Source organism: Bradyrhizobium sp., from assembly GCF_035273305.1.
Lineage (GTDB): Bacteria > Pseudomonadota > Alphaproteobacteria > Rhizobiales > Xanthobacteraceae > Bradyrhizobium.
In genome coordinates, this window is the sequence record NZ_DATEPI010000317.1 from 1 (window position 1) to 10,470 (window position 10,470).

The window sequence follows — 10,470 nt, forward strand, 5'->3', positions numbered from 1 at the left end:
CTGGTCATAAGGCGACGCAATGCATCCCGAATACAGCGACAGGAACACCGCGAGCAACGCAATCGCCAAGACTGCGCCACTCATCAGCCGCAGGCGCAGCGACGAGTAGTAACGATCGATCTCGACCATGATCATCAGACTGGCTCCGCCCCCAGCAACCAGGAGCAGAACTGGCCCACCAAAGGCATCGCAGACCGGCGAGGCCAGCGAAGGCAGCGGGACCAACGCCGCCGCGAGCATGAGCGATGACACCGCCAGCGCCGCGCCAAAGGCGCCGACCTGTCGTGAAACCGATGCGCCCCGCCAGATGAAAAGCCCAAAAACGGCTACGCCGATCGGGAGGATCGCCGGCAGCATTTCAATTCCGATTGCCAGTGATAAGGAGGCCGCCGCCCCGGCCATGGCCGCCTTGACGGCGCTCTGCTCGATTTCTGACACCACAAGGATCAGGACGAGCAACAAAGCGATCTGCACATTGTGGTGATCAATCGCACCCGGCCGGAAATGGATCAGTGCGGGCGCAGATAGCACTGCCAGCAACACCGCGATCGTCTGCGAGCCAGTTGCCTTGTTGCTCATTACTCCTGCGATCGCCGCGACCAGCGCAAGCACCGCGGCAAATAGCGCGACAGGCCAAAGAAGGAGAGTCAGGGCCTCTGCGCCATGCATTCCAACCAGCGGTCTCAGCATCAGGATCAATGCAGCGAGTGGCGCGTCGACGACGCGCGACCAATGCATGGATGCGCCGGGCGGGTCTAATCGATGTTGGACCAGGTCAAACCAGCCTTGGCCTCCGATCAAGTCGCGGACCTGAACGAGCCGCATGGCATCATCCGTTGACAGGGCATCGAAGATGCCGCCGCTGATCGCGGGCAGTCCGAGCGCAACTGTTGCCGCAAGCCACAGCACCATCATCAGGATGCCTGGATTCGCGCCGAGGCGTTCTTCGGGCGTGACTTGGTCCGTCAACGAACTAAGGCTGGACATGGAGTACTCATTGTTATCGAGGCGGCGAAGTTCAGGGCAATGGAAGGGTGGCGGGAGGGTCATGCGGCCGCGCACTAATACTGCGGCCGCACTGTGCTACGGCAGCCGTAAATAAGTCCTGTGCAGCCGGCTTGCCCCGCAGCTCGTTAGGAGGCGGGAAACAAACCAGTGCTAGATCAGCCAAAGCGCAGGAAACGAGGCTTTAAGCTGCGCGCGTTGCTATCCAAATCCAACGAGCCGGCGAACGCTCCGGGTTTGGATGTTCGAGACGATCCAAAGGGTAAATTTTCTATGACGCGAATAGGCACTCGAGCGGAGGTCTGGTTTTCCAACGCCGTTGCTTCTTTTGCGCGCTATGTCGCCGAAAGAACGGTATCCGAGTCTGTTCCAATGCTCATGCGCCACGACGCAGTCGTAGACTCCTTTAACTACGCAAAAGAAAACATGAAAGGCGCGTATTCCTTTCTGGATCGATTTACCGGTCTGACCCTTTCGATCGAGGAGGCGAGGCGGCGTTTTCCGTCTCGGAAATCTGTATTGGAATTCGGCGTCTACAAGGGTGGAATGATTAACTATCAGGCCAGGAAGTTTCCCGACTTGCATTTTACCGGCTTCGACAGCTTCCAAGGCCTGCAAGAGCAGTGGAGCGGAATGGCTCCGGAAAAGACTTTCGATCTTGGCGGCAAGCTGCCAAAGGTTCGAGCCAATGTCAGCTTGATAAAGGGATGGTTCGCGGAATCAGGATCCCGTTGGAAAGCGGACAACCCTGCCTCCGGTACCCCGCTGTTGGTGCATGTTGATTGCGATACCTACGCTGCAACCGTTGATGTGCTGCAATTCTGCGCCGAGTACGTCGAACACGGCCTCATTCTTCACTTTGACGATTACTTCGGCTTTCCCGATTGGAGAGACGGCGGGTTCAAGGCGCTGAAAGAAATTTCGGATCGGAACGGCTGGCGGCTGACCTATCTGGCTTACGGGACAAAAGAAGTCGCGGTTCTGGCGGAAGCGAACGCTGGTTGAGGCGTGGCGCTCAAGCCGCGATCCCCCGCCCGATCAAGCCATCATAAATTCTCCTGCACACGCATCGGGACGTAGGACGGCTCGCCCCCGTGCGTCACAAATCGGTGTGCGTCGTTGAGCTTTCATTAACGCTTCGGGAGAGACGTTCCCGTCAACGTCAGGCGAGGGCACTACATTAACGAAAGTCTGCGCAAGTTCGGCCAAAACACGAGGGGGCTCGAACTGCGCATGTCCACTGATGCAGAAGTTTTCGTGATCGGAGCAGGGCCGGCGGGCCTTACCGCCGCTTACTGCCTGACGAAGGAGACCTCTGGGGTTGTCGTCATCGAGAAGGATCCGCAGTATGTCGGCGGGATCAGCCGCACCGTGCGGCGCGGCAATTTCCTCTTCGACATCGGCGGCCACCGGTTTTTTTCCAAATCAAAGGAAGTCGTCGATCTCTGGCACGAGATCCTGCCCAACGATTTCATTACCCGGCGGCGGCTCTCGCGAATCTACTATGCGGGAAAGTACTATTCCTACCCGCTGAGCGCGTTCGAGGCATTGCGCAATCTGGGCATCTTCACCAGCACGGTGTGCGTACTGTCATACGCATTCGCCAAGCTATTTCCGATTGCCTCGCCTCGCAGCTTCCACGACTGGGTGCGCAACCGGTTCGGTGAGCGCCTGTTCCAGATATTTTTCCGAACCTACACCGAGAAGGTGTGGGGCATGTCGTGCGATGAAATCTCCGCCGATTGGGCTGCGCAGCGTATCAAAGGCCTGGATCTTCGCGTCGCCGTCGTGAACGCGCTGAAGCGGTCGTTCCGGAGAAAGCCAAAGTCCGACGCGGTCGGACGCGACACCGTGAAGACACTGATCGAGACGTTCCAGTATCCGCGCAAGGGTCCCGGCATGATGTGGGATGCCGCCGCTGCCAAGATCATTGAGCGCGGCGGACAAATACTGATGGGACGGGAGCTGACCCAACTCGCTTATGACGATATCAAGAGGCTCTGGCGCATTGAGGTCACGACCGCGGACGGACGCCGCGAAAATTATACGGCGCGGCAGGTGGTGAGTTCCGCGCCGGTGCGAGAACTCGTGCAAAAACTCTCGCCCAAACCGATCTCGCTCCTGCACGCGCGGGCACTGCGATACCGCGATTTCCTCACGGTTGCGCTGATGGTCGACAAACCGGATGTGTTTGCGGATAACTGGATCTACATCCACGATCCATCGGTGCAGGTTGGCCGCGTACAGAATTTCTGCTCGTGGTCGCCTGAGATGGTGCCCGCCGGCATGACTTGTCTCGGTCTCGAATATTTCTGCTTCGAGGACGACGGCCTGTGGTCAATGTCCGATGAAGATCTCGTCGCGCTTGCCAAGCGGGAGATTGCCAAGGTCGGCCTGGTTTCTGCGTCCGATGTCGTCGACGGCTGCGTGGTGCGCCAGCCAAAGGCTTATCCGGTTTACGATGACGACTATCGCGAGCACATGGCGATGATCCGGCGCGACCTGGAGCAAACTTATCCGACCCTGCATATGATCGGCCGGAATGGCATGCACAAATATAACAATCAGGATCACGCCATGATGACCGCCATGCTGACGGCGCGGAATATTCTGGCTGGCGAACGCATCTACGACGTCTGGGAAGTCAACGAGGATGCGGAATATCACGAAGCGGGCGAGTCGAGTGCGCAGGCAGCGCTGGCGAGCGAACGCCTGGTGCCGCGCAGGGTGAATAGTCGCGCGGCGTAAGCCGCCACCGCGATCCCCGCGACAAGCATTCTCTGCCCGCAATCCGAAGCTGCGCGTTCTCGCCGCGGAGGACTACTTTCGTCCGCCAAGAATCGGCAAGTTGACCGGCTGCTAGGGCATCAGCAGTGGCGTTGCAGGTATTGCCAGCGTGTAGCATCATGGCCCGGAGCCGCCGTCTGCAATCGTGAAACGCCGCGATGAACATTGTCAGCCCGCAACTTCTGAAAGCAAAGGTCGGCGCCACGCATACCGTCTCGGCGCTGTTATCGCGGCCATCTGGCGCGAAGGCGTGTTTTGTTTTCGCCCATGGTGCGGGCGCCGGGATGACCCACCCCTTCATGGAGCAAGTCTCGGACGGCCTTTGCGACCGCGGTATCGCGACCTTGCGCTACCAGTTTCCGTACATGGAAAACGGCAGCAAGCGGCCGGATGCACCTGCGCTCGCTCAAGCTGCAGTGCGTGCAGCGGTTGCGGAAGCCGCGCGATGTTGCCCGGAGCTTGCGTTAATCGCCGGCGGCAAATCATTCGGCGGTCGCATGACCTCGCAAGCGCAAGCCGCTGCTCCGCTAGCCGGCGTCCGTGGGCTTGCGTTTCTCGGCTTTCCCCTGCATCCGGCGGGCAAGCCCTCGGAGGCACGGGCGAAGCACCTCGAACACGTTGATATTCCGATGTTGTTTATCCAGGGGACCCGTGACAAGCTGGCCGAGACAGAGCTGTTGGAACCGGTCGTGAAGCGCCTCGGCAAATTGGCTTTGCTGCATCGAGTGCTGGAGGCCGATCATTCCTTCCACGTGCTGGCGCGCTCCGGAAGAAATGACGGCGAGGTGATGCGCGAGATCGTCGATACGCTATCGGCCTGGATCGACAGCAAGTCCTAGAAAAAAGCCGGGAGGGAAACGCCATGAAACGTCGCGAATTTCTGAAGACCGCGGGCGCCGGGCTCGCTGCGTCCGCCACCGTCGCTGCGCCTGCCATCGCGCAGTCGATGCCTGAGCTGAAGTGGCGTTGCACCACGAGCTGGCCGAAATCGCTCGACGTTCCCTTCAGCGCGTCCGAGACAATCTCGAAATATGTCGCTGAGGCGACCGACAACAAATTCCAGATCCAGCCTTTCGCCGCGGGCGAAATCGTTCCGGGTCTGCAGGCGCTCGACGCAGTGAGCAACGGCACCGTGGAGATGTGTCACACCGCCGCTTATTACTTCATCGGCAAAGATCCGACATTCGCGCTCTATTGCTCTGTGCCGTTCGGATTGAATTCACGTCAGCAGAACGCATGGTTCCAGGACCACGGCGGTCAGGACATGCTCAATGAATTCGGCAGGAAGAGCAAACTGTACGCCATTTCCGGTGGCAATACCGGCACGCAGATGGGCGGCTGGTTTCGCAAGGAGATCAACAGCGTCGAAGACCTGAACGGCCTCAAGATGCGGATCGGGGGCTGGGCCGGCAAAACGCTTGCTAAGCTCGGCACCGTTCCGCAGCAGATCGCCGGCGGCGATATTTACCCGGCGCTGGAAAAGGGCACCATCGATGCCACGGAGTGGGTAGGCCCGTACGACGATGAGAAGCTGGGCTTCTACAAGATCGCCAAGTACTATTACTATCCGGGTTGGTGGGAGGGCGGCACGGCGCTGCACTTCTTCATGAATTCGGATAAGTGGGACGCGCTGCCGAAGGCTTACAAGTCGCTGCTCACGATTGCCTGCGGCTATGCCAACATGGATGTCCAGGCGCGATATGACGCGCGCAATCCGCAGGCGATCAAGCGCCTGGTGGCGAATGGGGCACTGCTGCGACCCTTCAGCCAAGCCATCATGGAAGCCTGTCTAAAGGCATCGAATGAGGTGAATGCGGAGACCTCGGCGTCCAATCCCGACTTCAAGAAAATCCTGGAGTCGCAGACCGAATTCCGCAACGACGGAAATTTGTGGTGGCAGGTCGCGGAATATTCCTATGAGACCTTCATGATCCGCACGCGCTCGAAGGGTTGAATGATCGCATCGTCGCCGTCGCTATAAAATCGAAATTGAAACAGCGGTTTGTCGGCCGGCCGCTATGAAGTCAGCATCTCGGGGGAGCCGGCGACATCGCGAACCGGGCCGTTCATCCTCGCGGTGACGATCATCGGCAGCCCGTTCGCCGGCCGTAAGGTCACGCGCAGCAGCGGCCACACCTCGTGCCCGGGGCGTAGTTGAAAGCTGAAGTGCTTCACGATCATTGCGAGTACCAGCGTGGCTTCTTGAAGCGCGAAGGTAGAGCCGATGCATTTGCGCGGTCCGGCGCCAAACGGCAGATAGGCGAACCGATCCATGGCAGCGGCGCCGCTGCCTAGAAAGCGCTGCGGATCGAAGACGTCGGGACGATCCCAGAGCAGGCGGTGCCGGTGCAGCACATAAGGCGAAATGACAATCAGCGATCCCGGTCTGACCGGCTCGCCATTCAGTTCGTCGTCGCCGATTGCAACGCGGCTTATGGCGGCGATCGGCGGATAGAGGCGAATGGTCTCCTCGATCACCGCGCGCGTCTCGACCAGGCGGTCCGCAATCCCCTTTGACGGCGGTCGGGCAAGTTCGCGATCCACTTCGGCCTCGATCCGAGCGCACCATTGTTGCGATTGAGACAGCAGGAAGAGCGCCCAGCTCAACGTGTTCGCGGTAGTCTCGTGGCCGGCGGCGATGAAGGTGAGGATGTTCGATCGCACTTCAGCTTCGGTGAGACCGTCTCGACCATCGCTTTCCATCGCCTCCAGCAGGTGGGTCAAAAGATCGTTCGGCGCGCGATCCGGTCGCTCTGAAAGAAGCCGCCGGCGGGCCGAAATCACGCGATCGACTTCCGCTTCGAAAAATTTGAGCGTCGAGCGTACCCTCAGCCGGCTAAGGCGCGGAATGAAGTCGGGAACGCCGAGCAGATCGAGCGGACTGATTCTTCCGATCGTGTTGAAATAGACTGCCATGGCGACGCGAATGTCTTCGGCGTCGGATCCAAAGCCGTCCGAAAAGATGGTTCGTTCGACGACGTCGAGCGTGACCCTCGCCATCTCCGCTGCCACATCGATGGTTGCGCCGTCGCCAATAGCGGACCACCTCGCGATCAAAGTATCAGCTGCCGACACCATCGCCGGCATGAAGTCCATCACTGTCCTCCGTGCAAACATCGGCGCGAGCACCCGTCTTTGCGCGCGCCATTGTTCGCCCTCGGCGCTCAACAGCCCATCGTTGAGTCCCGCCGAAAGGACCCGACGTTGCAGCCGGTCCTTCCGGTAGTTCGCTGCATTGTCCAACAGGACGTGGCGGATGGCTCGGGGCTCGTGCACCAGCAGCACATGTCCGATCGGCAGGCCGCCGGGGACGATCGGCTGCTCGAAATGGGCTGCGGCCCAGCATTCCAGCGGGTTGCGCTTCAGCGTGCGAATAAGTGCGACCGGCCGGAGCAAATGCGCCTGCGGCTTGGGCGCCGGCGGACGGTATTCCGGTGGGAACCGGCGGGCGTGTTCAGAAGGCTCACGCATGCAACCCATCCTGACCAAGGAATAAAGAGCAACAAAAGCATGCAATTACAAAGATTAAAATGTCCGTTCACAACGCTTGTTCCATCCGCCACCGACTTGTGGAACTCGCCTCGCGGGACAAAGCGGAGTTTTCCCGGAATTCTCCCCAGCTGACTGCGCGGTAGCCGCCGCCGCTGCTTGATCGAACTCTGGCTTTTTGATGGAGTAATCAAGGCTGAGGTGCACGATGAAGTGGGTAGAAGAGCGCGACCTTTTGATCGCGCAAACCATGACGTTTGTTCAGTCGATCGCTGGTAAAAGGCCGGATGGCGAAGCTCGGATCGACTTCACCCCGGCGGACCAGATCGCGAGGGTCCCCCGGCCCGTTGAGATCGTCCCGGCGGCGCGCCCGATGCCGATACCCCGCGGCGGATTTCGCGAGGAAATTGAGAGCAGGGTGGCGGCTTTCCGTGCCCACCAGCAGCTGTTCATCCGAGAGCGCGATGCCTATTGCAAGGCAGTCCTGACGAAAGTCCGTGCCTCGATCCCGAGCGAGCCGAAGCCGCCGCGGGACTAAGCAGCCGGCATTATCGCGCTGAGAGCGGCCCGCAACGCGCCGCAATTTGCAGCAACGACTCTCGAGCGTTCGGACATGCAGGCCATGCGCTGGATCATTCCGTGGCGTCCTGTAGCATAATCCAGAAATGTGAAAACCGGCTTCTTCGCGGCAAACGCAAACGATCTTGCGGCGGAGATCATGCTCAAATCGAAAGAAAGCGATCATGCTTCATCCTGATCGGATCATGACCTGATGGCGCGTACGCAAAGGTTCATGATGCGGCTTCCGTTCTTTTACGGCTGGATAATCGTCGTCGTCACCTTCATCTCGATGGCGATCGGGGTCAACGCGCGCACCAGTTTTTCGCTTTTCTTTCCCCCGATCATCGACGAGTTCGGATGGGAACGCGGCGTAACGGCGGGCGCGTTCTCGTTCGGATTTCTAGTGTCCGGCGTGGTGAGCCCGCTGATCGGCCGGTTGATGGATCGCGCCGGCCCTCGCGCGGTGATGGAGCTTGGCGTTGTGCTGATGGCGGGCGGCATGCTGCTGGCTCCGCTGACGACACAGCCATGGCATCTGTATCTCACCATCGGAGTCATGGTCGGCGCGGGCAGCGTCTGTCTGGGCTACTCCGGTCAATCCTTGTTCCTGCCGAACTGGTTCAATCGCCGACGCGGGCTCGCGATGGGGCTGGCATTTGCGGGTGTCGGCATTGGCTCGATGACTCTGTTGCCATGGGTACAGCACATGATCGAGCAGAGCGGATGGCGTACGGCGTGCACAGCGATGGGCGTCCTGATTTTGATCGTGCTCGCGCCGATAAACCTGCTGCTGCACAAGCGTCCCGAAGACATCGGGCTGCAGCCGGATGGAGACGCGGCGCCGTCCGCCTTGGTTAAGCCGGTCTCCTACGTCGTCGATTCCGCTTGGGCCGACACCGATTGGACCCTGAGCCGCGCTGTACGAACCGCGCGTTTCTGGTGGATCGCACTCGGTTATTTCGGCGGACTGTACATCTGGTACGCGGTACAGGTTCATCAGACCAAATATCTTCTCGACATCGGCTTCAGCGCCAACGTCGCGGTCTGGGCATTGGGCGCGGTCAGCCTGCTCGGTATTCCCGGTCAGATCGTGCTCGGACACGTGTCGGACCGGATCGGACGCGAATGGGTATGGACAGCAAGCTGTCTCGGTTTTGCGGTTTGCTTCCTGGCTCTGATCGCGCTGGCGCAGTTTCCGAGCTTGCTGCTTGTCTACGTCATGGTATTGGCGCAGGGCGCGCTTGGTTACGGCCTGACCTCGATTATGGGCGCGGTGGTCCTGGAAATATTTCAGGGCAAGCATTTCGGCAGCATTTTCGGCACCATCATGCTGACGGCGCTTGCCGGCGGCGCGGCGGGTCCGTGGGTGACCGGGCTCCTGCACGATTTGACCGGAAGCTATGCGCTCGGCTTTGCGATCGCCGTCGTCATGAGCGGATTGTCCGCGATTGCGGTTTGGCTGGCATCCCCACGCAAGGTGCGGGCGGTTGCGGGCCAACTGCACCGAACCGGGACACGTTAGCGACGAGCCAACATCGGGGATTTACGGACTTGCCGATACCGATGGCTTGTGGGCTTAATCCGTCTTCGAGTGAACCTGAGACTGAGGACCCATGAACGAGCATGTTCAGACCACGACGACCGCGCCGCTGTTCAATCCGCTGTCGCCCGAGTTCATTCGCGACCCTTATCCGCATTATGCGCGGCTACGCACCACCGACCCGATGCATGTCACGCCGTTTGGCGCTTTCGTCGCCAGCCGGCATGCCGAAGCCAGTCTGGTTTTGCGCGACCGCCGCTTCGGCAAGGATTACGTCGATCGCACGATCCGCCGCTATGGACCGAAGATCATGGAGGAGCCGGTCTTTCGCAGCATGAGTCATTGGATGCTGCAACAAGATCCGCCCGATCATACGCGGTTGCGCGGCCTCGTCGTGAAAGCGTTTACGGCCCGTCGCGTGGAGGACATGCGTCCGCGCATCCAGCAGGTCGTCGATCAAACACTGGATCGCATCCAGGGCCAGGGACATATGGACCTGATCGAGGATTTTGCGTTTCGGCTGCCGGTCACGATTATCTGCGACATGCTGGGAATTCCCGAGGAGCATCGCGAGGTATTCTACACCAGTTCGCGAGATGGCGGCCGCCTGCTCGATCCGGTGCCGCTCAGTCCAGCCGAAATCGAACAGGGAAATGCAGGCAACCTGACTGCGCAGTTGTATTTCCAGCAGTTGTTCGAGTTGCGGCGGAAGAATCCCGGCGACGACCTGACGACGCAGCTCGTGCAAGCCGAGGAAGACGGCAGCAAGCTGTCCAATGAGGAGCTGACCGCCAACATCATCCTGTTGTTCGGCGCTGGCCACGAGACCACCGTCAACCTGATCGGCAACGGGCTGCTGGCGCTGCACCGCAATCCCGATCAGCTCGCATTGCTACAGGCCAACCCTGAACTCATTACCAATGCCATCGAGGAATTTCTGCGTTACGACTCCTCGGTGCAAATGAGTGGCCGGGTGGCGCTGGAGGACATTGACGATCTCGGTGGCAAGCGAATCCCGAAGGGCGAGAGTGTGCTGTGCCTGTTGGGTTCGGCCAATCGGGACCCGGCGGTTTATCCCGACAGGCCCG

The 10,470-nt window shown here is 60.0% G+C and carries 8 protein-coding genes and 1 pseudogene; 7 read left to right on the forward strand and 2 right to left on the reverse strand.

From position 1 onward, the window contains the following. Window positions 1–987: pseudogene (locus tag VJV58_RS20995) on the reverse strand (hypothetical protein); the annotation flags it as partial. Window positions 988–1,155: 168 nt separating this feature from the next. Here VJV58_RS20995 and VJV58_RS21000 point away from each other — a divergent pair. The 4 genes from VJV58_RS21000 (at window position 1,156) to VJV58_RS21015 (ending at window position 5,746) form a co-directional block, all read left to right on the forward strand. Beyond that, window positions 1,156–2,010, forward strand: coding sequence for a class I SAM-dependent methyltransferase (locus VJV58_RS21000; protein ID WP_324139288.1), 855 nt, complete (start codon window positions 1,156–1,158; stop codon window positions 2,008–2,010). A gap of 228 nt (window positions 2,011–2,238) precedes the next feature. Continuing rightward, entirely contained in the window at window positions 2,239–3,753 is a 1,515-nt protein-coding gene (locus tag VJV58_RS21005) for an NAD(P)/FAD-dependent oxidoreductase (protein ID WP_324139289.1), read from the forward strand. A 197-nt stretch (window positions 3,754–3,950) separates the two neighbouring features. Then, the gene (locus VJV58_RS21010; RefSeq protein ID WP_324139290.1) at window positions 3,951–4,631 is read left to right on the forward strand and encodes an alpha/beta family hydrolase; all 681 of its coding nucleotides are present in this window, start codon (window positions 3,951–3,953) and stop codon (window positions 4,629–4,631) included. 23 nt (window positions 4,632–4,654) lie between these two features. Beyond that, a complete protein-coding gene (locus VJV58_RS21015) occupies window positions 4,655–5,746 on the forward strand; it encodes a TRAP transporter substrate-binding protein (RefSeq protein ID WP_324139291.1) in 1,092 nt (363 codons plus the stop codon). A gap of 62 nt (window positions 5,747–5,808) precedes the next feature. On the opposite strand, the gene VJV58_RS21020 is transcribed toward VJV58_RS21015, so the two are convergent. After that, window positions 5,809–7,263: a cytochrome P450 gene (locus VJV58_RS21020; protein ID WP_324139292.1), complete on the reverse strand. Its 1,455-nt coding sequence runs from the start codon at window positions 7,261–7,263 to the stop codon at window positions 5,809–5,811. Between the two features lie 226 nt (window positions 7,264–7,489). Here VJV58_RS21020 and VJV58_RS21025 point away from each other — a divergent pair, with 226 nt between their 5' ends. The 3 genes from VJV58_RS21025 to VJV58_RS21035 all read left to right on the forward strand — a co-directional run. Beyond that, complete coding sequence (locus VJV58_RS21025; protein WP_324139293.1) at window positions 7,490–7,819, forward strand: hypothetical protein; 330 nt, start codon at window positions 7,490–7,492, stop codon at window positions 7,817–7,819. Window positions 7,820–8,077: 258 nt separating this feature from the next. Next, window positions 8,078–9,364, forward strand: coding sequence for an MFS transporter (locus tag VJV58_RS21030; RefSeq protein WP_324139295.1), 1,287 nt, complete (start codon window positions 8,078–8,080; stop codon window positions 9,362–9,364). Between the two features lie 91 nt (window positions 9,365–9,455). Continuing rightward, window positions 9,456–10,470: cytochrome P450 (locus tag VJV58_RS21035; RefSeq protein WP_324139294.1), on the forward strand; the 1,015-nt coding region annotated here is incomplete at its 3' end.

Coding starts and splice junctions, on each gene's coding strand:
- VJV58_RS21015 (WP_324139291.1), top strand. CDS start 4,655: ATGAAACGTCGCGAATTTCTGAAGACCGCGGGCGCCGGGCTCGCTGCG.
- VJV58_RS21030 (WP_324139295.1), top strand. CDS start 8,078: ATGCGGCTTCCGTTCTTTTACGGCTGGATAATCGTCGTCGTCACCTTC.
- VJV58_RS21010 (WP_324139290.1), top strand. CDS start 3,951: ATGAACATTGTCAGCCCGCAACTTCTGAAAGCAAAGGTCGGCGCCACG.
- VJV58_RS21005 (WP_324139289.1), top strand. CDS start 2,239: ATGTCCACTGATGCAGAAGTTTTCGTGATCGGAGCAGGGCCGGCGGGC.
- VJV58_RS21025 (WP_324139293.1), top strand. CDS start 7,490: ATGAAGTGGGTAGAAGAGCGCGACCTTTTGATCGCGCAAACCATGACG.
- VJV58_RS21020 (WP_324139292.1), bottom strand. CDS start 7,263: ATGCGTGAGCCTTCTGAACACGCCCGCCGGTTCCCACCGGAATACCGT.